This is a genomic window from Pseudomonas sp., from assembly GCF_002796985.1.
Classification (GTDB): domain Bacteria; phylum Pseudomonadota; class Gammaproteobacteria; order Pseudomonadales; family Pseudomonadaceae; genus Pseudomonas.
This window is the reverse complement of the sequence record NZ_PEKX01000002.1, coordinates 185,917-209,880: the sequence shown is the minus strand read 5'-3', so window position 1 is coordinate 209,880 and position 23,964 is coordinate 185,917. Positions and strand designations below refer to the sequence as shown.

Below are 23,964 nucleotides of genomic sequence, written 5' to 3'. Positions count from 1 at the left end.
GCTGTGCTGAAGCAGGATCAGTTCAGGGCGCCGAGCACCTTGGCGGTGATCTGCTCAACCGAACCGACGCCTTCGACGCAGGTGTACTTCGGGGTGCCTTCGGCAGCGGCCAGCTTCTGGTAGAAGTCGACCAGCGGCTTGGTCTGCGAGTGGTAGACCGACAGGCGGTGACGCACGGTGGCTTCCTTGTCGTCTTCGCGCTGGATCAGCTCTTCACCGGTCTCGTCGTCCTTGCCTTCCACCTTCGGCGGATTGTGCTCGACGTGGTAGACGCGGCCCGAGGCCGGGTGCACGCGGCGACCGGCGATGCGGCCGACGATCTCTTCGTCTTCCACGGCGATCTCGACCACATGGTCGATGGAGACGCCCGCTTCCTTCATGGCCTCGGCCTGGGGAATGGTGCGCGGGAAGCCGTCGAACAGGAAGCCCTTGGCGCAATCGGGCTGAGCGATGCGCTCTTTGACCAGGTTGATGATCAGGTCATCGGAGACCAGACCGCCGGCGTCCATTACGCTCTTGGCCTGCAGGCCGAGCTCGGTGCCAGCCTTGACCGCTGCACGCAGCATGTCGCCGGTGGAAATCTGCGGAATGCCAAACTTCTCAGTGATGAAGCGAGCCTGGGTACCTTTGCCGGCACCGGGCGCCCCGAGCAGAATCACACGCATCGATATGCTCCTTAATACTTGTTAAGCGAAATCACGGATCCGCCTCGTGGGGCCAATCTCATCATGCTTGGAATGGCGCAGACCTGCGCCGAAAGGTTGACCAAGATACACAGCGCCCCACCACCACACAAGACGGCCACTGGGACGGCACAAGCCGATCCCGGGCCGTTCCGGCACCCGGGATCAGCCATCAAATTAATCTCATTTGGCCGCTCGGCAATCCACCTTTGGTGGGGGGTAGGAGTACTTCAGCCGGTGTTGCGCAAACCCGCCGCGATACCCGCCACCGTCACCAGCATGGCTTGCTCCAGACCGCCGCAGGCATCGCCCGTACAGCGTCGCGAGCGCGCCAGGAGCTCGGCCTGGAGCAGGTGCAGCGGGTCCAGGTAGGTATTGCGCACACCGATGGATTCGCGCGTCTCGGCGGCGTGCGCGAGCAGCTGCGATTGCCCTGTAAGCCCCAGCACCACTCGCACCGACTGCGACAATAGGTCGCGTAAATGCGCACCTAATGGTCGCAGTTCCGATTGCACCAGTCGCTCGTCGTAGAGTTGGGCGATCTCCCGGTCGGCCTTGGCCAGCACCATCTCCAGCATGTCGATGCGGGTGGTGAAGAACGGCCACTCCTTGCGCATCCGTCCCAGCAGCGCGCCTTCACCGCGCTCGATGGCCTTGAACAGGGCGTCTTCCCAGCCCAGCCAGGCCGGCAGCATCAGGCGTGTCTGGGTCCAGGCGAAGATCCAGGGGATCGCCCGCAGGCTTTCCACCCCGCCCTCGCGGCGCTTGGCCGGGCGGCTGCCCAGCGGCAGGCGGCCCAGTTCCTGCTCGGGCGTGGCCTCGCGGAAGTAGTCGACGAACTGCGGGTGCTCCCGCACCACCGCGCGATAGGCGAGCAAGCCATCCGTGGCCAGGCGGTCCATCTCTTCGCGCCAGGCCGGTTCCGGCACTGGCGGCGGCTGCAAGGTCGCCTCCAGCACGGCGGCCAGGTAAAGGTTGAGGTTCTGTTCGGCGATGTCCGGCAGGCCGAACTTGAAGCGGATCATCTCGCCCTGCTCGGTGGTGCGGAAGCGCCCCGCCACCGAGCCCGGCGGCTGCGAGAGAATCGCTGCGTGGGCCGGACCGCCGCCGCGGCCGACGGTGCCGCCACGGCCATGGAACAGCAGCAGCTCGACGCCGTGCTGACGGCAGATGTCCACCAGTGTTTCCTGCGCACGGTACTGCGCCCAGGCGGCGGCCAGGGTGCCGGCATCCTTGGCCGAGTCGGAGTAGCCGATCATCACTTCCTGCGGCCCAGCCAGGCCGGTGCGGTAGCTGTCCAGGCTGAGCAGGCGGTCGATACAGGGGCCGGCGTTGTCCAGGTCGTCGAGGGTCTCGAACAGCGGCACCACGCGTATCGGCCGTTCCAGCCCGCACTCCTTGAGCAGCAGTTGCACGGCCAGCACGTCGGACGGCTGCCCGGCCATGGAGATGACGTAGGAGCCCAGCGAGGCTGCGGGCGCCTGCGCCACCACGCGGCAGGTGGCGAGGGCTTCGGCGGTCTCGGGCGTCGGATCGTAGTTCGCGGGCAGCAGCGGCCGGCGGCTGGCGAGTTCTTCGAGAAGGAACTCCTGGCGCACGCTTTCGTCCCACTCGGCGTAGTTGCCCAGGCCCAGGTACTCGGTGATTTCGTCCATGGCCTTGGCGTGGCGCGTGGAGTCCTGGCGCACGTCCAGCCGCGCCAGGAACAGCCCGAAAGTGGCGGCACGACGCAACGTATCGAGCAGCGCGCCATCAGCGATCACGCCCATGCCGCAGGCCTGCAGCGAGCGATAGCAGAGCTGTAGCGGCTCCAGCAGTTCGCGATTGTCCTGCAGCACCTCGGCGCCGGGCTCCTCACCGCTGTGAATGGCGCGCTCGGCCCAGGCGCGAGTGGCACGCAGGCGTTCGCGCAGTTGCTTGAGCAGCGCGCGATACGGCTCGGCGAGGTCGCCGACTTCGCCGCGCAGCTCGTCGCTGGCCTGTTGCATGGAAAGGTCCGAGGCCAGGCTGTCCACGTCACGCAGGTAGAGATCGGCCGCCATCCAGCGCGCCAGCAGCAACACCTCGAGGGTAATGGCAGCGGTGACGTTGGGGTTGCCGTCGCGGTCGCCGCCCATCCACGAGGCGAAGCGGATCGGCGCGGCGCTCAGCGGCAGGCGCTCACCAAGACTTTCCTGCAGCGTGCGGTCAACGTGGCGGAGAAAGGCCGGCAGCGCGTGCCAGAGGGAATGCTCGATCACCGCGAAGCCCCACTTTGCTTCGTCCACCGGGGTTGGCCGGGTGCGGCGGATTTCGTCGGTGTGCCAGGCCTCGGCGATCAGCCGCTGGAGTTTTTCCTGCACCGCCTGGCGCTCTTCGGGCAGCAGGTCGGAGTGGTCGCCAGCGGCCAGCTGCGCGGCGATGGCGTCGTACTTCTGGATCAGCGTGCGACGCGCCACCTCGGTCGGGTGCGCGGTGAGCACCAGCTCGATCTCCAGGTCCGCCACCTGCCGCGCCAGGCCTTCCGCACTCAGGCCGGATTTGCTCAGGCGCGCCAGCAGTTCGCCCAGCACGCGGTTTTCGAAGGGCTCAGGCTCCTTGGGCGTACGCCGGCGGATGCGCTGGTACTGCTCGGCGATGTTGGCCAGGTTGAGGAACTGGTTGAAGGCGCGCGCCACCGGCAACAACTCGTCCTCACCCAGGCCGTCGAGGGTCGCGGTAAGTTGCTTGGCGCCTTCGGCGGAGCCGCGCCGGGCGGCCTTGGCGCCGGTACGGATCAACTCGATCTTGTCGAGGAATCTCTGCCCGTACTGGGCGCGGATGGTCTGCCCGAGCAGTTCGCCGAGCAGGTGAACGTCCTCGCGCAGGCGCGCATCGATATCCGGCATCACGGTCTCCTTGGTTTGAGAGTCCACTGCTTCAGTTTCACAGTGCCGCCGGCCGGGCCGGCAGGCAAGCGCTCGACGAACGCCCGCAATCCTGCTCGGACAACGTCTAGGCTGAAAGTTATCCCTACCAACGGGAAAACCTGCGGCGACCTCACGAGGGCCGACCGCCACGTAACGACCCTAGAGGTGAACATGAAAATCCGCGAGCTGGTACGCCATTGGGAAAAGAACGCCAGGGGGCGCATGACCAACCACCAGTACAGCATTCCGCTGGACGTCGAGACGGCCGCGCGTCTGGCCGCGCTGCATGACATGTACCCCAAGCGCAGCGTCGAGGAGCTGTTGGGGGAACTGGTCAACGCGGCGCTGGAGGAGCTGGAGGCGAGCTTCCCCTACGTACAGGGGCACAAGGTGGTGGCGCAGGACGAACAGGGCGACCCGATCTATGAAGACATCGGCCCCACGCCGCGCTTCCTGGCGCTGTCACGCAAGTACCTGCATGAGCTGACGGAGGCCGAGCACTCCTGAACGAAAACGCCCTGGCTCTCGCCGGGGCGCTGGGTTTCGCACTTGTAGGAGCGAGCTTGCTCGCGAACAGACTTACCGGCTAATCCGGCGTCGGGCGGGTTCGCGAGCAAGCTCGCTCCTACAAAGAGCCGGTCAGTGCCAACCGTGAACGTCTGGCATGGGCAACCAGTAGGGCGCATAACCTGGAACAGGTTATCCGCCGGCTACCCAATCGGCGGATAACGCTGGCGCGTTATCCGCCCTACGATCTGCTCCGGCGCTAGTCGGGTTCGCGAGCAAGCTCGCTCCTACGAAATGCGATCAATGCCGGCCATGGACGCCGGGCACATGCAAGTGCCCCGCCTCCGCGCAGGCCTCCGGGATCACCGAAGGCTCCGCCGGCTGCTCCAACTCCCGCAGGATGCCGCAATCCTCGCTGCTGCCCTCCCCCTGGCACTGCGCGCGCAGGTCGCGCAGTTGCTGGCTGAGGGATTGCAGCTCGGCGATGCGTACCTCGACATGGTGCAGGTGCTCGTCGATCAGCCGATTGGCGGTGCCGCAGTCGGATTCGGGGCGGTCGCGCAGGCCGAGGAGGATGCGGATTTCCTCCTGGGTCATGTCCAGCGACCGGCAATGACGGATGAACGACAGCCGCTCGACGTGGCTGGCATCGTATTGCCGGTAGTTGCCCTCGCTGCGCGACGGCGCCGGCAGCAGGCCTTCACGCTCGTAGTAGCGGATGGTTTCCACCGGGCAGCCGGTCAGTTTCGCCAGTTCACCGATCTTCATGTACGACTCCTCGCCAGCGGACGCTTGACTCTGTAGTTGCTACAGGGTGTGCAATCAGCAGCAACTCGTCAAACAGGAACGGACGACATGACTGCCAATCGCCAGGGCCCGATCATCCACGGTCCCGCCCAAGACCAGGAACACGGCGCTGCCGGCTGCTGCGGCTGCGACAAAGGCGCGCTGTTGCGCGCCCCGGCCGCCGAACCTGCTCCGCACAAGCATGACCATGATCACGATCACGATCACGATCACGGCGAGGATCGCAGCGCACTGGCGCAGGACGCCGCAACAGCCGCCAGCGGCGCGGCCAGCGGCGCGGCCAGCGGCGAACTGCGCTGGACCAGCCTGCGCATCGAGGCCATGGACTGCCCCACCGAGGAGCGCCTGCTACGCGACGCACTGGGCCGCGTACCGGAGGTGGAAGACCTCGACTTCAACCTGATGCAGCGCCTGCTGCGCGTGCAGCATCGCTTCGACAGCATCGAACCGTTGCAGAAGCTGGTGGCCTCCCTCGGCATGCAGGCCGAGCCGGTGGACGAGAATGCCCCGAGTTCCGCCGCGCCCGCCAAGCAGAAGCCCTGGTGGCCATTGGCGCTGGGCGCCGTTGCCGCCGCTGCGTCGGAGTTCTTCGAGTGGTTCGCCATCGGCCCGCAATGGCTGGTAGCCGCTCTGGCGGTAGCCGCCATCCTCGGCGCGGGGTTGCCGACCTACCGCAAGGGCTGGATCGCGCTGAAGAACCGCAACCTCAACATCAACGCGCTGATGAGCATCGCCGTGACCGGCGCCATGCTGATCGGCCAGTGGCCGGAAGCGGCCATGGTGGCAGTGCTGTTCGCCATCGCCGAACTGATCGAGGCCAAGTCGCTGGACCGCGCCCGCAATGCCATTCGCGGCCTGCTGCAACTGGCTCCGGAACAGGCCACGGTGCAGGTGGATGGGCAGTGGCGGGAAGTCTCGGCGAAAACCGTCGCCCTCGGCGCACGGGTGCGGGTACGCCCCGGTGAGCGCATCGCACTGGACGGCGAGGTGCTCGACGGCCGTTCCAGCGTCAACCAGGCGCCCATCACCGGCGAGAGCCTGCCGGTGGAGAAACAGGTCGGCGACACCCTGTTCGCCGGCACCATCAACGGCGAAAGCGCGCTGGAATACCGCGTCACCCGCGTGGCCGACGACAGCACCCTGGCGCGCATCATCCATGCCGTGGAAGAGGCCCAGGGCTCGCGTGCTCCGACCCAGCGCTTCGTCGACCAGTTCTCGCGCATCTACACCCCGGTGGTGTTCCTCATCGCCATCGCCACCGCGTTGCTGCCGCCGCTGTTCTTCGGCGGTGCCTGGCTGGACTGGGTCTACCGCGCGCTGGTGCTGCTGGTGATCGCCTGCCCCTGCGCCCTGGTGATCTCCACCCCGGTCACCATCGTCAGCGGCCTGTCGGCGGCGGCGCGCCTGGGCATCCTGATCAAGGGCGGCGTGTTCCTGGAGATGGGCCGTTCGCTGGAATGGATCGCCCTCGACAAGACCGGCACCCTCACCGAAGGCCGCCCGCGCCAGACCGACTTCACCGCCCTGCGGGAAACTGCCGCCGGCGACGTCCGCACCCTGGCCGCCAGCCTAGCCGCGCGCTCGGACCACCCGGTGTCGCACGCCGTGGCACAGGCCGCCGAGGCGGACAATCTCGCGCTGTACAGTGTCGGCGAACTGACCGCCCTGCCCGGCCGTGGCGTGAAAGGTGAGATCGACGGCCGTACCTACCACCTGGGCAACCATCGCCTGGTGGAAGAACTGCAGCTGTGCTCGAAGGAACTGGAGGCCCGCCTCGACGCCCTCGAACAGCAGGGCAAGACAGTGATCGTGCTGCTCGATGCCGAGGGCCCGCTGGCTCTGTTCGCCGTGGCCGACGGGGTCAAGCAGACCAGCCGTGATGCGGTTGCCCAGTTGCATGAACTGGGGGTGAAGACCCTGATGCTGACCGGCGACAACCCGCACACCGCCAACGCCATCGGCGCCCAGGTGGGTATCGACGAGGCGCTGGGCAACCTGCTGCCCGAAGACAAGTTGCGCGAAGTGAAGCGGCGCCAGGAAGGCGGCAAGCGTGTCGGCATGGTCGGCGACGGCATCAACGACGCCCCGGCCCTGGCCCGCGCCGACATCGGCTTCGCCATGGGTGCAGCGGGCACTGACACGGCCATCGAAACCGCCGGTGTCGCGCTGATGGACGACGACCTGCGCAAGCTGCCGTCCTTCATTCGCCTGTCGCGCCAGACCCACCGTGTGCTGATCCAGAACATCACGCTGGCGCTGGGCATCAAGGCGGTGTTCCTCGCCCTCACCCTGACCGGCGAAGGTACCCTGTGGATGGCGGTATTCGCCGACATGGGCGCCAGCCTGCTGGTGGTGTTCAACGGCCTGCGGCTACTGCGTTACCAGGGCTGATCACACCCGCCAGTGGAAAAATGCCCGCCTGCACGGCGGGCATTTTTTTGAACCCCCTGACAAAACCCCCAGTCCTCTAAACAGATAGCCCCCTAAATAGATGCTCGCTATCCGAACGGCAGAACGGCGCCGGAGAGCGGCACCTACTGATCCATCGGGATAGTGCGCCGCGGCTCTTCGTAGGAGCGAGCTTGCTCGCGAACCCATTGCCGCGCAGGAGTCTCCCTTAGGCGCCCCTCCGGGGTAGGAGAGGCCTACCGCCCGGAGGCGAGCCCTGGTTCGCGAGCAAGCTCGCTCCTACAAAAGCAGTCCCGTCGGTCAGGCGAGCAGGCGGCGGTAGAGCTCCGCCATCTGAGCCGAGAACGGCACCAACACCAATTCCCTCAGCGAACTCCCCTCGCCGCGCGGACGACGCAGCTCGTCCACTGCAACTTGCGCTGCCGCTTCGGCGGGATAGCCGTAGATACCGGTGCTGATGGCTGGAAAGGCGATGCTGGCGAGGCCTTGCGCCTCGGCCAGTTGCAGGCAGTGGCGATAACACTGGGCAAGCAGCTCGGGCTCGCCGTGCTCACCGCCGCGCCAGACCGGCCCGACGGTGTGGATGACAAAGCGCGCCGGCAGGCGGAAGCCGAGGGTGATCTTCGCCTGGCCGGTCTTGCAGCCACCCAGTGGGCGGCAGGCATGCACCAGGTCCGGGCCGGCGGCGCGGTGGATGGCGCCATCGACACCACCGCCGCCCAGCAGTGAGCTGTTGGCGGCGTTGACGATGGCGTCGACATCGAGACGGGTAATGTCGCCCTGCCAGACGCGGATGTCGGGATGGCTCATGTGGTCTCCTCCCTCGTTCCGCGACGGCGGGCTCGGGGTCACTTGATCTCTTGCGGTGTCTCGTCACCCAGGCAGCGCACGGCGCGCTTGCGGCCGTCGACCAGCACGCCGGTCAGGCCCTTCTGGGTCATGTCGAACATCACCAGCACGCCATCGATGCACTGCGCCTGCTGGTCGGCCGGGTCCAGGGAAAGCTTGGTGGCATCCTGGCCGGGGATGCTTTTCAGCATGGTGAACTGGGTCAGTTCCAGCGCGTCCTCGGGCTTGGCGAAGTGCAGGTAGCCGTAGTACCAGAGCGTGCCGACCGAAACGAAGATGGTGGCGATGACGGTGAGGATGTAAGAGATCGGGTTGCGGTCGTTCATGGGTTGCCTTGTTGTTTCGGGTCCGCCTGCGATTCCTGTGGCTTCGCCGGAGAGGGGGAGTTCGGGACTTCGGCCATCCGGCGCAAGCCGGTGAAGTGCTGCGGGTCGTCGAGGAAGCGCAGCATCACTTCACGCCACACGGGTTCACCGAAGGTTTCCACATGGTTGCCGCGGGTCGGCTGGAAGACCTTCGGTGGCGGCGCGGCCTTGTAGAGGCTCAGGCCGTTGTCCAGGGGCACAATGGTATCGTCGATGCTGTGGAAGAACAGCACGGGTGCGCCAGAAAGTCGCGGCACCGAACGGATCGCGCTATCACCATCGGGCACCAGCCAGGACAGCGGCACCTGCAGCGGCCAGGTCAGCCAACTGGTGCTCAGGGTGTACTGCGCCACGTCACGGTAGCTGGCCGGCACGCCGTCGAGCACCACTGCGTGCAGCCTTTGCTGCCGCTCCGGGTGCAGGCCGAGGTAATGCACGGCCATGGCGCCGCCCAGGCTCTGGCCGAGCAGGATCACTGGTTTGCCCTGTACCTCGGGCGCCTTGTCCAGCCAGGCAAACGCGGCGTCGATGTCCTGGTAGATCGCCGGCAGGCTCGGGCTGCCCTCGGAATGGCCGTAGCCACGGTAATCCACCATCAATACCTGGTAGCCCTGCTCCGGTAGCCAGTAAGTGCCGCCCAGATGCCAGGCCATGTTGCCGCCGTTGCCATGCAGGTGCAGCACGGTGCCCTTCACCGGGACGCCCGCCTTTGCCGGCAGCCACCAGCCGGCGAGCTTCACGCCGTCGGCGGTGGTCAGGGTGACATCGCGGTAGTCGAGCTTGGCGCGCGTCGGGGTGATCGCGACATCGTCGCTGGGGTAGAAGAACAGCGAGCTGCAGCCGCCGAGTGTAAAAAGCAGCGTGAGGGCGGCGGCCTTGAAACAGCAATTCAGCATGAGGTCGTCCTTGAAGGTAACCACCTTGTAGGAGCGAGCTTGCTCGCGAACCGCTCGCCGGCAACTTCGGCGCTGGGAGGGTTCGCGAGCAAGCTCGCTCCTACGAAGAGCCGCGCGGGCCGGGGTTAGAGGATATTGGCGTAGTCCGCCTCGATGCGGTCGAGGCTGAGGTGGTTGAGGAAGTTGGAGAAGCACATCCACGCCGACAGTGCGTTGAGATCGCGGAATTGCGGTGGCAAGTACTTGGGCGGCACCACCAGGCCCTCGTCCACCAGTTGGCGCAGGGTGCGCATGTCTTCCAGGGTGGCCTTGCCGCAGAACAGCAGCGGGATCTGCTCCAGCTTGCCCTTGCGCACGGCGAGCTGGATGTAGTTGTAGATCAGGATGAAGCCCTTCAGGTACGACAGGTCCTTGGTGAACGGCAGCCCGGAGGGCGTCGAACCGCGGAACACGCGGCTGGCGTTCTGGTAGCTGCTTTCCTGGCTGTATCCCTGCTCGCGGTAGAAGTGGAACACTTCGAGGAAATCCGCGCCCTCCTCGGCCATGTGGATGGCGCGGGTGCGGTTGGTGAGCTTGCGCAGGCGCGTCGGGTAGGAGGCGAAGGCAATCACTTCCATCAGGATCGCCAGGCCTTCCTGCGTCACGGTGGAAGACGGCGGGCCCTTGGCGAGGAAGGTGCAGATCGGCTGGTTGAGGCCGTTGAGTGTGGTGCCGACGTGCACCAGGCCCTCATGGACTTCCAGCGCGCGCACGTCGCGCTCGTTGAACATCGCGTCGGCGCGCACCTTGATGTAGTCGGCGCCAGCCGCAGCGTCGGCGACGATGCCGTCGGACTCGAAGACGCGGATGGTGTCCTCCTTGCCGTCGAACACCTTGTTCAGGCGTTCCTGCAGCATCTTCACCGCGTCGCTGGCGGTGAGGGTCTTGGGTTCATCCTTGAGGTCGCCACGGTCGGCGATGTTGTTCAGGTAATCCGAGAGCATCAGGCCGAGATCGGCCAGGGTCGGGTCGCCGGCATGGAAGGCGTCGGAAGCGGAGCCGTAGAGCTCCTGGGAGATCAGGCCGAAATCCTGGGTGCCGCGCGCTTCGAGCATGCGGATGACCATGCGGTATTCCTTGCACATGCGCCGCATGATCTGCCCGACCGGGTTGAACTGCCCCAGGTGACGGGTGATGTCGCGCTCGATGTTCTGGAATTCCTGCTTCTTCGCGCTGCTGTCGAAAGACAGCGGGCGGCCGTCGTAGTAGGCGCGGTCGACTTTGGGCGCGTGCTTGCCACGCCCTTTGAGAAAGTCGTCGCGGATGCCGTCGTCCCACTTGATGGCATCGAGCACGCGGATCGGCGTCTGCGCCTCGACGATACGGTCGGACAGGCCGCGGATGATCTGCTGGTACTCGTTGGGCGTGGACTTCTTGCGCCGTGGGGTCATTGCTTTTCTCCCGGGGTCACGCGCGAAAAGCGCAGCGCTTCGACGAACACATCGGAGTTGGCCGGATCGTTCAGGTAGGCGATCACCTGGGGCAACTGGCTGGTCACCAGAGCACCGGCGCCCTGCTCGGTGTCGACCTTCTCGCCCTTCAGCGCGCCTTCTTTCATGTCCTGCAAGATGTGCTCGACATCCAGGTTATAGATCACCAGTTCGTCCTTGTCGGTGATCTCGAAGCCGGCCAGGGCGAAATTGCCGCCCATGCTCTTCGGCAGGCCGGCGGAGAGGTACCAGCGCTTGCCGTGGTGGGCGACGGTGAAGCCGAAGTCTTCGACGCTGTCGGTGTTGTCCTTGCTGTCGACGTAGCTGAGAGCGCGGTAGAGGTTGGAGCCGGAACGGGTGACTTCGAGGAACTGCTCCTCGCCGTACTCGTCCACACGCGACCACTGGCCCAGCAGGTGAGCCGGTGCGGGCTCGTTGGCCGGAATCGGGTCCTTGAACGTCACCAGACAGCCACTGAGCAGGCAGATGCTCAACAGCAGCAGTGCACGCCAGACTTTCATCACGCCCTCCTTAGGTCCGAACGCCTGCTCATGCGATGCGCAGTGGCGTCCGAAGTTCCGACACGAAAACCCCGCCGGATGGCGGGGTTGGAATGCAGCAGCCGGAGCTACAGGCCCATCACCAGGTCGAGATAGCGGCTAAGGATGGCACGCATTTCCTCGATCTGCAGGCGGTCGGTGCCGTCCAGCAGGCCCTGATACTCCATCTGCAGGATGATGGCCGTCAACACCTTGGCATCCTGCTCGGGCTGCTTTGAGCCGAGCACTTCGAAGAAATGCACCACGCCCAGGGAGAGAATTTGCCGGTGGCGCTGCGCCAGATCGCTGAGGCTCGGGTTGAGCAGCGCTTCCTGGCGGAACGCCTGTTCGGCCAGCAGGTGCTCGCGGCGCTCGGTGAGCTGGACCTGCACGTACTTGATCGCCAGCTCGACGATATTCGCCGTCAGCTCGCGACGCGCCAGAGGGTCGTCCTGGGCGAGGCCGGCGGCCATGGCCTGGAGATCGCCCTCGACGCTGGACCAGAAGGTCGACAGGGCTTCGGCGCTGCGCTCGACGAAGAGCGCGAAGGTGTCGGTGATGAGGTCCTGGATGTCCTTGAAGTAGTAAGTGGTGGCCGATAGCGGCACACCGGCCTCGGCGGCGACGGCACGGTGGCGCACGGCGCGGACGCCATCGCGCACGATGATCCGCAGCGCGGCGTCGAGGATCGCCTGGCGGCGCTGTTCGCTGCCCTGGCGGCTGGCCTTGCGGCCCTGGTACTGGACACTTTCTGCGATGGCGCTGGCGACTTGCGCGGCGCTGTCTCGCGGGGACACTTGGGACACTGGCATTACCTCCGGCGGCGAGGCCTGATGGTGCATTGTTCGAGCTTTTCGGTGGGAAAACAATTGCCGCTGTGCGGCTGCGACACCGGCGCTGGAAGCAGGCCGCGAGGCAGAGCAGGCGGCGGGGTATCAGGCCTGGGTGTGAGACGTGCTACAGGGCTCTCAAGCCACGGCGCGAGGATGCATTTCGTCGGACGGAAAACCGCCGGATTCCGCGCCTACCACCAAACGTCGGGAACAACCCGTAGGAGCGAGCTTGCTCGCGAACGCAGTCCCCGGCAGCACGGGGCTGGTCGGTTCGCGAGCAAGCTCGCTCCTACGAAAAGCAGTCCGCTGCAGAAACGAAGAAGGCCGCCCAGAGGGCGGCCTTCTTCTGCCAGTTCCTGCGCTTACGCCTGCGGGCGCATGTGCGGGAACAGGATCACGTCGCGGATCGACGGCGAGTTGGTCAGCAGCATCACCAGGCGGTCGATGCCGATGCCTTCGCCGGCGGTGGGCGGCATGCCGTATTCGAGCGCGTTGACGAAGTCGGCGTCGAAGTGCATGGCCTCGTCGTCACCGGCGTCCTTCTCCTTGACCTGCAGCATGAAGCGCTCGGCCTGGTCTTCGGCGTCGTTGAGCTCGGAGTAGGCGTTGGCGATCTCGCGGCCACCGATGAACAGCTCGAAGCGGTCGGTGACGCTCGGGTCGTTGTCGTTGCGGCGCGCCAGCGGGGACACTTCGAACGGGTACTGGGTGATGAAGTGCGGCTGCTCCAGCTTGTGCTCGACCAGCTCTTCGAAAATCATCACCTGCAGCTTGCCCAGGCCTTCGTGGCCGAGGACCTTGGCGCCGGCCTTCTTGGCGATGGAGCGAGCCTTCTCGACGTCGGTCAGGTCAGCCGCGGTGAGTTCCGGGTTGTACTTGAGGATGGCGTCGAACACGGACAGGCGCACGAACGGCTCGCCGAAGTGGAAGACCTTGTCGCCGTACGGCACGTCGGTGCTGCCGAGCACAGCCTGGGCCAGCTCGCGGAACAGCTCCTCGGTCAGGTCCATGTTGTCTTCGTAGTCGGCGTAGGCCTGGTAGAACTCGAGCATGGTGAACTCGGGGTTGTGCCGGGTCGAGACGCCTTCGTTACGGAAGTTGCGGTTGATCTCGAAGACCTTCTCGAAGCCACCGACCACCAGGCGCTTGAGGTACAGCTCCGGGGCGATCCGCAGGAACATGGCCATGTCCAGCGCGTTGTGGTGGGTTTCGAAGGGCTTGGCCGCCGCGCCACCGGGGATGGTCTGCAGCATCGGGGTTTCCACTTCGAGGAAGCCGCGATCGGACAGGAAGCGACGGATGTGGGCGATGACCTGGGAACGCACGCGGAAGGTGTGGCGGGTTTCCTCGTTGACGATCAGGTCGACGTAGCGCTGGCGGTAGCGCTGCTCGGTGTCGGTCAGGCCGTGGTGCTTGTCCGGCAGCGGACGCAGCGACTTGGTCAGCAGGCGTACGCTGGTCATCTCGACGTACAGGTCGCCCTTGCCGGAACGGGCCAGGGTGCCTTCGGCGCCGATGATGTCGCCCAGGTCCCAGGTCTTGATCTCGGCCAGGGTCTCTTCGGGCAGGGTCTTGCGGTTCACGTAGGCCTGCAGACGGCCGCTGCTGTCCTGCAGGACGATGAAGGAGCCGCGGTTGAGCATGATGCGACCGGCAACCTTGACCGGGATGGCGGCTGCTTCGAGCTCTTCCTTGGTCGCGGTCTCGTACTGTTTCTGCAGGTCAGCGAAGTAGTTCTCGCGGCGGAAGTCGTTGGGGAAGGCAATGGCCTTGGCTTCACGCACGGCGGCAAGCTTTTCCTTGCGCAGGGCGATCAGTTTGTTTTCTTCCTGTTGCAGTTCGGTAGCGTCGAGTTGTTGGTCGCTCATGGTCGTCTATCTGCCTGGCGTCGGTTCGTTCAATTGGGAAATCTGTAGGAGCGAGCTTGCTCGCGAAGCTCTTCAATGGGTTCGCGAGCAAGGGCTAGGCGCCCCCTCGCTCCTACAAAAGCGGCTCTGCGTCAGAGCCCTTGTTTAAGGCTGGCTTCCAGATACTCGTTCAGGTCGCCGTCGAGCACCTTGTCGCAATCGCTGCGTTCCACGCCGGTACGCAGGTCCTTGATCCGCGACTGGTCGAGCACGTAGGAGCGGATCTGGTGGCCCCAGCCGATATCGGACTTGGTCTCTTCCAGCGCCTGCGAGGCGGCGTTGCGCTTCTGCATCTCCTGCTCGTACAACCGGGCCCGCAGCATCTTCATGGCGGTGTCCTTGTTGGCGTGCTGGGAGCGTTCGTTCTGGCACGCCACCACGGTGTTGGTCGGCACGTGGGTGATACGGACCGCCGAGTCGGTGGTGTTCACGTGCTGACCGCCCGCGCCGGAGGAGCGGTAGGTGTCGATGCGCAGGTCGGCCGGGTTGATCTCGATCTCGATGTTGTCGTCGATTTCCGGCGACACGAACACCGCGGTGAACGAGGTGTGGCGGCGGTTGCCGGAGTCGAACGGGCTCTTGCGCACCAGACGGTGCACGCCGATCTCGGTGCGCAGCCAACCGAAGGCGTACTCGCCCTTGATGTGCACGGTCGCGCCCTTGATGCCGGCGACTTCGCCTTCGGACAGCTCGACGATCTCGGCGCTGAAGCCGTTCTTGTCGGCCCAGCGCAGGTACATGCGCAGCAGCATGTTGGCCCAGTCCTGGGCCTCGGTGCCGCCGGAGCCGGCCTGGATGTCCAGGTAGGCGTTGTTGGGATCCATCTCACCGCTGAACATGCGGCGGAACTCGAGCTTCTCGAGGATCTCGCGCAGGCGCTGGACTTCGGTGTCGACGTCGGCGGCGGCCGCTTCGTCGTTCTCCTCGACCGCCATGTCGAGCAGGTCGCGGGAGTCGGCCAGACCGCCGGTGAGCTCGTCGAGGGTCTCGACGATCTGCGCCAGCATGGCGCGCTCGCGGCCCAGGTTCTGGGCGTATTCGGGCTTGTTCCAGACCGCCGGGTCTTCCAGCTCGCGGTTGACTTCGATCAGACGATCATGTTTCAGATCGTAGTCAAAGATACCCCCGAATCGAATGGGTACGGTCGGAGAGGTCCTTGATGCTGTTGAGGATCGGTTGGATTTCCATGGCGGGCATCTCTCACGGGTAAATGGCGTAGAAAAGCCGGCAAGTATACGTGATCTGTTGCCACCCTAAAAAGGTTTACGACAGATCGCCATCGCCCATCCGCGCCGCCTCCCCACTTGCTCAGCCAGCGATGGCCACCTGATTGCGACCACCGTGCTTGGCGTTGTAGAGCGCCTGGTCGGCAAGTTCGATGAGCTGGCGGCAGACCTGCCCGTTCTGCGGAATCAAGGTCGCCACGCCGACGCTGACAGTCAGCGGCGCCCCCGGAACGGGCAGCTCGTGGGCGATGTTGAGGTCCTGCACCGAGCGCCGCAGCTTCTCCGCCAGCAAGCGCGCGCCGCCGGGCGAAGTGTTGGGCAGGACCATGACGAACTCCTCGCCGCCGTAGCGCGCGGGCAGGTCCGAGGGGCGGCTGGCGTTGGCCCGCAGGGCTCCGGCGACCTGGCGCAACGCTTCGTCGCCCTGCACATGGCCGAAGGTGTCGTTGTAGGCCTTGAAGTGGTCCACGTCGACCAGCAGGATCGACAGCTGCGTCTGCTCGCGCACGCCGCGGCGCCACTCCATTTCCAGGTATTCGTCGAAATGTCGGCGGTTGGACAACCCGGTGAGTCCGTCGGAATTCATCAGCCGCTGCAGTACCAGGTTGGTCTCCAGCAACTGCTGCTGGCTCTCGCGCAGGGCACGATAGGCCTCGTCGCGCTGCAGCAGGGCGAGGTACGAGCGCGAGTGATAGCGCACGCGGGCGATCAGTTCGATGGCGTCAGGCAGCTTGACCAGGTAGTCGTTGGCGCCGGCCGCGAAGGCCGCGCTCTTCACGGCCGGGTCTTCCTTGGTCGACAGGACGATGATCGGCAGGCCACGGGTGGCCGGATTGGCGCGGTACTCGCGCACCAGCGCGAGACCGTCGACGCCGGGCATCACCAGATCCTGGAGGATCACCGTGGGCTTGATCTGGATCGCCAGGGCAACGGCCTGGTGCGGGTCGGAGCAGAAATGGAAGTCGATGCTGGGGTCGTCCGCCAACGCACGGCGCACGGCTTCGCCGATCATCGGCTGATCGTCCACCAGCAGCACCATCGCAGCGGAATCGCCTGGGATGTTCACGGGGTAGTCACTCTGATTTGAGTTCATGGAAACGGGGTTCATGGATTCAGCTCCGTGGCCTGCGCTCAGGCGCAGACCTCAGCGAGTCGTCGGGCAATCTCGCCCAGCGCGCGAATCTCCACCGCGGCGCCAATGGCCGCCGCCGCCTTGGGCATACCGTACACGGCACTGCTGTCCTGGTCCTGAGCCAGGGTCAGGAAGCCTCGATCGCGCATGTGTTTCAGGCCCTCGGCTCCGTCCCGGCCCATGCCGGTGAGCAGGACGCCAACGGCATCGCCCGCCCAGTACTCGACCACGCTGTCGAAGAACACGTCGATCGAGGGTCGGTAGATATGGCTGCTGGGCTCGGCGGTATACGCCAGTTCACCGCCCTTGAGCAGGCGGATATGGTGGTTGGTGCCGGCCAGCAGCACGCAGCCCGGCTGCGGCGGCTCGCCATGGCGCGCCAGGCGCACGGGAATCTTCGACTGGGTCGAGAGCCATTCGGCCATGCCGGCGGCAAAGACTTCGTCGACGTGCTGGACGACCACGATGGCCGCCGGGAAATCCGCCGGCAGACGGGCGAACAGGTCAGCCAGCGCCGCTGGGCCGCCGGCCGAGGAACCAATGGTGATCAGCTTGCGCGCACCGCTGCCCTTGCGCGCCGGCATCGTACTGATGGCCGGGCGACTGTCGTGCGGGGCATTCAGCCAGGCCAGGTTCTGCAGTTTGCGCAGCAGCGGGCGGGCTGCTTCGGCGGGGTCGCCGGCGCCCATCACCGGGGTGTTCACCGCGTCCACCGCGCCATTGCCCATGGCGTCGAACACGCGGCTCATGTTGCGTTCCAGGTCGACCGTGACGACGATGATCGCGCAGGGGCTCTGGGCCATGATCTGGCGCGTGGCCTCGACGCCATCCATGACCGGCATTAGCAGGTCCATCAGGATCACGTCAGGCTTGTGCGCGACGCACATCTCCAGCGCTTCGGCGCCGTTGGCGGCCACCCAGACAATACGGTGCGCCGGCTCGAAGGCCAGCGCCCGGCGCATCGCCTCCACTGCCAGGGGCATATCGTTGACTATCCCTATCTTCACCCGTGGGTTCCTCCGATCAGGTCGACCACCGCATCCAGCAGGGCCTCGTCGTGGAAACTGGCCTTGGCCAGATAATAGTCGGCGCCGGCATCCAGGCCGCGCCGACGGTCCTCTTCGCGGTCCTTGTAGGACACCACCATCACCGGCAGCGACTGCAGGCGGGTGTCGCGGCGGATCAGGGTCACCAGCTCGATACCGTCCATGCGCGGCATGTCGATGTCGGTGATGACCAGGTCGAAATGCTCCGAGCGCAGGGCGTTCCAGCCGTCCATGCCGTCCACCGCCACGGCGACATCATAGCCGCGCCCCAGCAGCAGCTTGCGTTCCAGCTCGCGCACGGTGAGCGAGTCGTCCACCACCAGCACACGCTTGCGCGCCGGGCCGGAAAGACGGCCAGTGGGGTCGATGCGTTCCAGGCGGCCGGTGGCCAGGAGCTTCTGCACCGAGCGCAACATGTCCTCGACGTCGAGAATCAGCACCGGCGTACCGTCGTCCAGCAGCGCGCCAGCCGACACGTCCTGCACCTTGCCCAGCCGGGCATCCAGCGGCACCACCACCAGGGTGCGCTCGCCGATGAATTTCTCCACCGCCACGCCGTAGGCGCTCTCCCGCTCGCGGATCACCACCACCGGGATCTCGTCCGCCGTAGCCTCGCCGTCCGGGCGTTGCAACAGCTGGCTGGCGGACACCAGGCCGACATGCCGACCCTCGTGCCAGAACTGCTGGCGGCCTTCGAGCTGGACGATCTCGTCCGGCGCCAGGCGGCGCATGCGCTCGATGTGCGCCAGCGGGAAGGCATAGGCCTCGCCACCGATGGTGACGACCAGACTGCGCACCACGGACAGCGTCAGCGGCACTTCCAGGTGAAAACGCGCGCCCTGCCCGCTCACCTGCTCCATGCGGATACCGCCGCGCAGCAGGCGCACCATGTGCTGCACGGCATCCAGGCCGACGCCGCGCCCGGACACCTCGGTGACCTGCTCGCGCATGCTGAAGCCGGGCAGGAACAGGAAGCTCAGCAGTTCTTCCTCGGTGAGGCGCGCCACGGTTTCTTCTGTGGATAACTGGCGACGCACGATCGCTGTGCGCAGGCGGTCGAGATCGACGCCTGCGCCGTCATCCTGCAGTTCCAGCATCAGCATGCCGGCATGGTGGCGGGCCAACAGCTGGATGCAGCCCTGCTCCGGCTTGCCAGCGCGCGCCCGCACATCAGCAGACTCTATGCCGTGGTCGACGGCGTTGCGCAGCAGGTGCGTGAGCGGCGCTTCGAGCTTTTCCAATACGTCGCGGTCGACCTGGGTGGTAGCACCCTGTACGTCCAGATGCACGCTCTTGCCCAACGAGCGACCGAGGTCGCGAACCATCCTCGCCTGTCCGGCCAGCATGTCGGAGAAAGGCCGCATACGGCAGGCCAACGCCGTGTCGTAGAGCGACTGCGCGCGCTGGCCGGCCTTGAAGCTGAATTCGTCCAGCTCGGCGATCTGCTCGCTGAGCAATTGCTGGCACTCGCCGACCAGGCGGCGCGCATCGGCCAGGTAGGCCTGCGCCTCGGCATCGAGGTTGGCTGTGCTGGCGGCATCCCGGGCCCCGTCGAGCACGCGGCTGGCGCTGGCCTGGACGCGCTTGAGGCGCTGCAGGGAATCGAGCAGCGGCTTGAGACGCTGGGATTCCACCAGCGACTTGCTGGAATAGTCGAGCAGCTGGTTCAGGCGCTCGGCAGTCACTCGCAGTACGCGCTCGCCGGCTTCGTCACTGTCGCTGGGGCGACGAGGCGGCGCGGGCTCGATGGCAGGAGCCGACGGGAACGCCGGCACCGACACGGGCTGTTCGACGACCGCCTTGGCGGGCTCGGGTGGTAGTGCAGCGGCTGGCGCGGGCGGTATTGGCGCCAGCCCGGAAACCAGCTCGTGCAGACGTTCGACCATCGCCGGCACGCCCTGTCGGGCCTGTTCGGCAAGCTCGGCCTGGGCGTCGGCGATGTGCAGCAGGATATCGGTGCCGGCCAACAGCGCATCGATGTGGCCGGGCGTCAGCAGCAAGCGGCTTTCCTGGGCGCCGACCAGGCAATCTTCCATTACGTGGGCGACCTGCACGCCGGCATCCAGGCCGACGATCCGCGCGGCGCCCTTGAGCGAGTGCGCGGCGCGCATGCAGGCTTCGAGCTGGTCGGCCTGGGTCGGGTTGCGCTCCAGCGCCATCAACCCCTGCACCAGCACCTGCGTCTGGGCCTCCGCCTCCAGGCGGAACAGCTCCAGCATCGACGCGTCCTTCATCTGATCCGGGGTCATGCAAGGCTCCGGGTAGCCGCGTCGAGCAGGGCATCCTGGTCGAGCAGGCGAATGCTGCGTTGGCGCCACTGCATCACGCCACGGGTGAAGCGGTCGTTGGCGGCATGGCTCTGGGATGCGGCTTCGACGATGGCCTTCTCGTCCAGTTCATGGATGCCGTCGACTTCGTCCACCGGCGAGATGATCGGCCCGCCGACCGCCGCGAGAATCAGCATTCTCGGTACGATCCGCGCGTCGTCACGAGCGACCGAGCGGCCATCGAGCCCGAGCAGTTCGCCCAGGGAAATGCAGGCCACCAGGGTACCGCGCACATTGGCGACGCCCAGCAACGCCGGCGAGCGCTGGTGCGGTAGCGAATGCACCACGCAGGCGGGAGCCACCTCGGAGAGGGCACGAGTGGGCAGGCCCAGCCATTCCTCGCCGAGGCGGAAGATCAGGTGTGGGCGGCCTTCTTCGACCTCCGCTGCGGCGGCCTCGACGGGAGCCGGCTCGGCGCCTGCGCTGCCCAGTGCGTAACGGTCCAGCAGGCTGATGGCGGCGGCGGCATGCACCGGGCAGTTGCGGCAATGGATGTGCTCGGCCAGTTGCGGGCAACTGCGGTCGCCGCGCACGCCGATGCGGTTCCAGCAGTCGTCCACCGGCGGCAGGCCACTGTCAAAAGAGGAGCTGTCGATGGAAGAAGCGTCACGTTCAACCATTGCGTTTCACTCCTCGTGCGGCGCGCTCCTGCAGGCGCCGGGCGCCGGCTGCATCGCCCTGGGCCGCGAGCAGTGCGGCCAGGTGTTGCAGGCTTTCCTGATGATCGGGTTGCAGATACAGCGCCTTGCGGTAGAAACCCTGGGCCTCGCTGCCCTGGCCCTGGGCATCGGCCAGCAGGCCGAGCCAGTAGAAGACTTCGGCGTCCGGGCCCTTCTCGGCCAACAAGGTTTCGCAGCTTCGACGCGCCTCGGCGGCCTGGCCGGAATTGGCCAGCCGGGCGATCTCCGCCAGCGCATTGCCGGCGGGTGCGACGGCTGGCTGCTCGGGCTTGGCAGCCAGGCGTGGGCGTGCTGGCGCAGGTTTTGGCGCAACGGGGCGAGGGATCGGGGCAGGCGCGGTCCAGTTCAGCGGTGCGGGTCGGCCCGGAGGCTCGTCGACACTCAGCGGGAAAGCGAAGGACTGCGGCACGCCCAGTGGGCGCAGGCCGACGCGTGACATCAGGCTGGCCTCGGCCGGGCCGATGAACAGCACGCCGTCGGGCCGCGCCAGACGGCGCAGCACGTCCACCACCTGTTCCTGGGTGGGCCGGTCGAAATAGATCAGCAGGTTGCGGCAGAACACGTAGTCATAAGGCGCTTCGCCGGCCAGCAAGCCAGGTGCCAGCAGGTTGCCGGAGCGGAAGCGGACCTTGCGGCGCACCGCCTCGGCGAGCTGGTAATCGTTGCCATCAGCGCTGAAGTAGCGGTCACGGAAGCCCACGTCGGCGCCACGGAAGGAGTTGCGCCCGTAGCGCCCCTCCTCCGCCCGCTCCAGCACGGCACGGCTGACGTCCAGCGCGTCGACCTGGAAGGCCGCCGGCGCCAGGCCCGCATCCAGCAGCGCCATGACGATGGAGTACGGCTCCTCGCCGGTGGAGCACGGCAGGCTGAGAATGCGCAGCGGCCGGGTGCCGGCCAACTCCAGCACGCGTCGGGAAGCAAGGTTCGCCAGCGCGCCGAAGGATTCGGGGTAACGGAAGAACCAGGTCTCCGGGACTATTACCGCCTCGATCAGCGCCTGCACTTCCTCGGCGGAGCCCTGCAGCAGCCTCCAGTAATGCTCGGCATTGCCAGCGCTGACCTTGTGGCTGCGCTGGCGCACCGCACGTTCGATCACCGCGTCGCCAACCGACTCGGCGTCGAGACCGATGCGTTCCTTGAGCAACTGGGCGAAGCGCGGATCGGTCATACCGGCTCGCTCCTGAGCGGCAACAGTCGCGCGCGGGCTTCGTCGCTGAGCAACTGGTCGACGCTCACACGTTGCAGCAGGCCCTGCTCGTCCTCCAGCACGGGGCCAAGGTAGCGGGCGCTGCCATTGTCCAGCTCGTAGTCGCGGAACGCCGCAGGGTCGCGGCGCAGGGTGTGGGTTGCCTGTTCGAGGATCAGCCCGAGCCACTGCTCCGGGCCCTGGCCATCGGTGCGATAGCGCACCAGCACCAGCCGCGTGCTGGTGCGAAGTGGCGCGCCGCGCCCGAAGGCCATCTGGCTCAAGTCGAGTATCGGCAACAGTTCACCACGGTGCGGAAACAGCCCGGCAACCCAGGCCGGCGCTTCCGGCACGCGCTTGAGCGCAGGCACCGGCAACACCTCGATGACGTCATGGACGTCCAGCGCATAGCGGTCCGCGCCCAGGCGGAACTGCAGGTACAGCCTGCCCGCCGCGGCGGCGTCAGACCTTGAAGCGGGAGACGCCATTGCGCAGTCCGTTGGCCACGAGGTTCAGCTCGTCGATGGCGAAGCTGGCCTGGCGCAGGGATTCCACGGTCTGCCCGGTGGCCTCGCCGAGCTGCACCAGCGCCTGGTTGATCTGCTCGGCGCCGGTGGCCTGGGCCTGCATGCCTTCGTTGACCATCAGCACGCGCGGCGCCAGCGCCTGCACTTGCTGGATGATCTGCGACAACTGCTCGCCGACCTGGCCGACTTCCGAGATGCCGCGACGCACCTCCTCGGAGAATTTGTCCATGCCCATCACGCCGGCGGACACGGCGGACTGGATCTCGCGGACCATCTGCTCGATGTCGTAGGTGGCCACGGCGGTCTGGTCGGCCAGGCGGCGCACCTCGGTAGCGACCACGGCGAAGCCACGGCCATACTCGCCGGCCTTCTCCGCCTCGATGGCGGCGTTGAGCGAGAGCAGGTTGGTCTGGTCGGCCACCTTGACGATGGTGGTGACCACCTGGTTGATGTTGCCGGCGCGCTCGTTGAGGATCGCCAGCTTGGCGTTGACCAGCTCGGCGGCACCCATCACGTGGTGCATGGTCTCTTCCATGCGCGCCAGGCCGAGCTGGCCGGAGCCGGCCAGGGTGGAAGTCTGTTCGGCGGCCGAGGACACCTCGGCCATGGTGCGCACCAGGTCGCGCGAGGTGGCGGCGATTTCCCGCGAGGTGGCGCCAATCTCGGTGGTAGTGGCGGCGGTTTCGGTGGCGGTGGCCTGTTGCTGCTTGGAGGTGGCGGCGATCTCGGTGACCGAGGTGGTCACCTGGATGGCCGAGCGCTGCGCCTGCGATACCAGGCCCTTGAGCTCTTCGGCCATGCCGTTGAAGCCGGTTTCGATCACCGCGAACTCGTCGTTGCGCTCCATGGCCAGGCGCGTGGTGAAGTCACCACTGCCCATGACCTGCAGGCCCTTCACCACCTGGCGTACCGGTTCGGTAATGGCACGCATGAGCAGCAGCCCGCAGATCGCCGCGGCAACAATGGCCAGCAGCAGCGAAATCAGCATGATCGCCTTGGCAGTGGCAACTTCGTCGACGATGTTCGACGCCGCCGCATCGGCGATTTCCTTGTTCAGCGAGATCAGTTGGTTGAGCGTCTTGCGGCCGCTGTCCCACATCGGTTCGAGGCGATCCAGCAGCAGGCGCCGGGCTCCCTCGCGGTCGGTGGTGTAGAGCTGCAGGACCTGCCCCAGCAGCGCATCGTATTCGTTCGCCTGCTGCTTGAAGTGGCCGAGAATTTCCTTATCGCGTGAATCGGTGACGGTCCGCTCGTAGAGCGCGATACGTTCGACCAGCACGTCGTGATTGGCGCGAAATTCCTGGCGGCGGGCCTCGTCGAGGGCTTTGCCGTCACTCAGGCCGACCAGCACCTGGGTCATCAGGATGCTGTCGGTCCAGGCCGAACGCACGGTGGTCAGGGCGTAAGTGCCGGGCATGGCGTCTTCACTGACCCGCTGCGTGCTGTGCTCCACCCGCAACAGGCGGGTGTAGGAAATCACGACCATCAGCAGCATGATCGCGACCACGACAGCAAAGCTGGCCAGGATGCGTTGGCGTAGTGTCCAGTTCTTCACAGCGTTCCCCAGAAGATGTATGGCGTGCCGACGGATGATGGATTCAGACGAGCAGTCGCGCGAATGTAAATTCCTACTAAATCCTCAGCAAGATAGGACATATAGTATCTGGAGACGCCTGAAGCTCCTCTCT

20 protein-coding genes are annotated in these 23,964 nt (G+C 66.2%); 2 read left to right on the top strand and 18 right to left on the bottom strand.

Translation table 11 applies throughout. The features are described from left to right. Nucleotides 1–17 precede the first annotated feature (17 nt). Nucleotides 18–665: an adenylate kinase gene (gene adk / locus CTR55_RS01365; RefSeq protein ID WP_296283757.1), complete on the bottom strand. Its 648-nt coding sequence runs from the start codon at nucleotides 663–665 to the stop codon at nucleotides 18–20. A 248-nt stretch (nucleotides 666–913) separates the two neighbouring features. Then, the gene (gene ppc, locus CTR55_RS01360; protein WP_296283756.1) at nucleotides 914–3,550 is read right to left on the bottom strand and encodes a phosphoenolpyruvate carboxylase; all 2,637 of its coding nucleotides are present in this window, start codon (nucleotides 3,548–3,550) and stop codon (nucleotides 914–916) included. A 192-nt stretch (nucleotides 3,551–3,742) separates the two neighbouring features. On the opposite strand from ppc, the gene CTR55_RS01355 reads away from it, so the two are divergent. Then, the gene (locus tag CTR55_RS01355; RefSeq protein WP_296283755.1) at nucleotides 3,743–4,078 is read left to right on the top strand and encodes a pilin assembly protein; all 336 of its coding nucleotides are present in this window, start codon (nucleotides 3,743–3,745) and stop codon (nucleotides 4,076–4,078) included. A 300-nt stretch (nucleotides 4,079–4,378) separates the two neighbouring features. On the opposite strand, the gene cadR is transcribed toward CTR55_RS01355, so the two are convergent. Further along, on the bottom strand, nucleotides 4,379–4,846 hold the full coding sequence (cadR, locus tag CTR55_RS01350; protein ID WP_088417911.1) for a Cd(II)/Pb(II)-responsive transcriptional regulator: 468 nt from the start codon (nucleotides 4,844–4,846) through the stop codon (nucleotides 4,379–4,381). An 87-nt stretch (nucleotides 4,847–4,933) separates the two neighbouring features. Here cadR and CTR55_RS01345 point away from each other — a divergent pair, with 87 nt between their 5' ends. Further along, complete coding sequence (locus CTR55_RS01345; RefSeq protein WP_296283754.1) at nucleotides 4,934–7,276, top strand: heavy metal translocating P-type ATPase; 2,343 nt, start codon at nucleotides 4,934–4,936, stop codon at nucleotides 7,274–7,276. A gap of 318 nt (nucleotides 7,277–7,594) precedes the next feature. Here CTR55_RS01345 and CTR55_RS01340 read toward each other — a convergent pair whose 3' ends face one another. From CTR55_RS01340 to CTR55_RS01270, 15 genes are all read right to left on the bottom strand, one after another. After that, on the bottom strand, nucleotides 7,595–8,104 hold the full coding sequence (locus CTR55_RS01340) for an O-acetyl-ADP-ribose deacetylase (RefSeq protein WP_296283753.1): 510 nt from the start codon (nucleotides 8,102–8,104) through the stop codon (nucleotides 7,595–7,597). Nucleotides 8,105–8,142: 38 nt separating this feature from the next. Then, nucleotides 8,143–8,469: a hypothetical protein gene (locus CTR55_RS01335; RefSeq protein WP_296283752.1), complete on the bottom strand. Its 327-nt coding sequence runs from the start codon at nucleotides 8,467–8,469 to the stop codon at nucleotides 8,143–8,145. Then, a complete protein-coding gene (locus CTR55_RS01330; RefSeq protein WP_296283751.1) occupies nucleotides 8,466–9,404 on the bottom strand; it encodes an alpha/beta hydrolase in 939 nt (312 codons plus the stop codon). The genes CTR55_RS01335 and CTR55_RS01330 overlap by 4 nt, the downstream gene beginning before the upstream one ends. A gap of 125 nt (nucleotides 9,405–9,529) precedes the next feature. Then, nucleotides 9,530–10,834: a flavohemoglobin expression-modulating QEGLA motif protein gene (locus CTR55_RS01325; RefSeq protein ID WP_296283750.1), complete on the bottom strand. Its 1,305-nt coding sequence runs from the start codon at nucleotides 10,832–10,834 to the stop codon at nucleotides 9,530–9,532. Next, complete coding sequence (locus tag CTR55_RS01320; RefSeq protein WP_296283749.1) at nucleotides 10,831–11,394, bottom strand: hypothetical protein; 564 nt, start codon at nucleotides 11,392–11,394, stop codon at nucleotides 10,831–10,833. The genes CTR55_RS01325 and CTR55_RS01320 overlap by 4 nt, the downstream gene beginning before the upstream one ends. A gap of 107 nt (nucleotides 11,395–11,501) precedes the next feature. Next, the gene (locus tag CTR55_RS01315; protein WP_296283748.1) at nucleotides 11,502–12,218 is read right to left on the bottom strand and encodes a TetR family transcriptional regulator; all 717 of its coding nucleotides are present in this window, start codon (nucleotides 12,216–12,218) and stop codon (nucleotides 11,502–11,504) included. 389 nt (nucleotides 12,219–12,607) lie between these two features. Beyond that, nucleotides 12,608–14,113: a lysine--tRNA ligase gene (gene lysS / locus CTR55_RS01310; protein WP_296283747.1), complete on the bottom strand. Its 1,506-nt coding sequence runs from the start codon at nucleotides 14,111–14,113 to the stop codon at nucleotides 12,608–12,610. A gap of 131 nt (nucleotides 14,114–14,244) precedes the next feature. Beyond that, nucleotides 14,245–15,340 (bottom strand): peptide chain release factor 2 gene (gene prfB / locus CTR55_RS01305; RefSeq protein WP_296283746.1). Its coding sequence is split into 2 segments (ribosomal slippage): nucleotides 14,245–15,267 and nucleotides 15,269–15,340, totalling 1,095 coding nucleotides; the frame shifts between segments, so codons are not numbered across the junction. A 120-nt stretch (nucleotides 15,341–15,460) separates the two neighbouring features. Further along, nucleotides 15,461–16,471, bottom strand: coding sequence for a PleD family two-component system response regulator (locus tag CTR55_RS01300; protein ID WP_296283958.1), 1,011 nt, complete (start codon nucleotides 16,469–16,471; stop codon nucleotides 15,461–15,463). 38 nt (nucleotides 16,472–16,509) lie between these two features. After that, a complete protein-coding gene (locus CTR55_RS01295) occupies nucleotides 16,510–17,517 on the bottom strand; it encodes a chemotaxis response regulator protein-glutamate methylesterase (RefSeq protein WP_296283745.1) in 1,008 nt (335 codons plus the stop codon). Further along, nucleotides 17,514–19,805: a hybrid sensor histidine kinase/response regulator gene (locus CTR55_RS01290; protein WP_296283744.1), complete on the bottom strand. Its 2,292-nt coding sequence runs from the start codon at nucleotides 19,803–19,805 to the stop codon at nucleotides 17,514–17,516. Before CTR55_RS01290 ends, CTR55_RS01295 begins: the two co-directional genes overlap by 4 nt. After that, nucleotides 19,802–20,503: a chemotaxis protein CheW gene (locus tag CTR55_RS01285; protein ID WP_296283743.1), complete on the bottom strand. Its 702-nt coding sequence runs from the start codon at nucleotides 20,501–20,503 to the stop codon at nucleotides 19,802–19,804. Before CTR55_RS01285 ends, CTR55_RS01290 begins: the two co-directional genes overlap by 4 nt. After that, a complete protein-coding gene (locus CTR55_RS01280; RefSeq protein ID WP_296283742.1) occupies nucleotides 20,496–21,731 on the bottom strand; it encodes a protein-glutamate O-methyltransferase CheR in 1,236 nt (411 codons plus the stop codon). Before CTR55_RS01280 ends, CTR55_RS01285 begins: the two co-directional genes overlap by 8 nt. Continuing rightward, nucleotides 21,728–22,237 carry a chemotaxis protein CheW gene (locus CTR55_RS01275; RefSeq protein WP_296283741.1) on the bottom strand — a complete coding sequence of 170 codons (510 nt, stop codon included), beginning with the start codon at nucleotides 22,235–22,237 and terminating at the stop codon, nucleotides 21,728–21,730. Before CTR55_RS01275 ends, CTR55_RS01280 begins: the two co-directional genes overlap by 4 nt. After that, nucleotides 22,212–23,831 carry a methyl-accepting chemotaxis protein gene (locus CTR55_RS01270; protein ID WP_296283740.1) on the bottom strand — a complete coding sequence of 540 codons (1,620 nt, stop codon included), beginning with the start codon at nucleotides 23,829–23,831 and terminating at the stop codon, nucleotides 22,212–22,214. Before CTR55_RS01270 ends, CTR55_RS01275 begins: the two co-directional genes overlap by 26 nt. Nucleotides 23,832–23,964 lie beyond the last annotated feature (133 nt).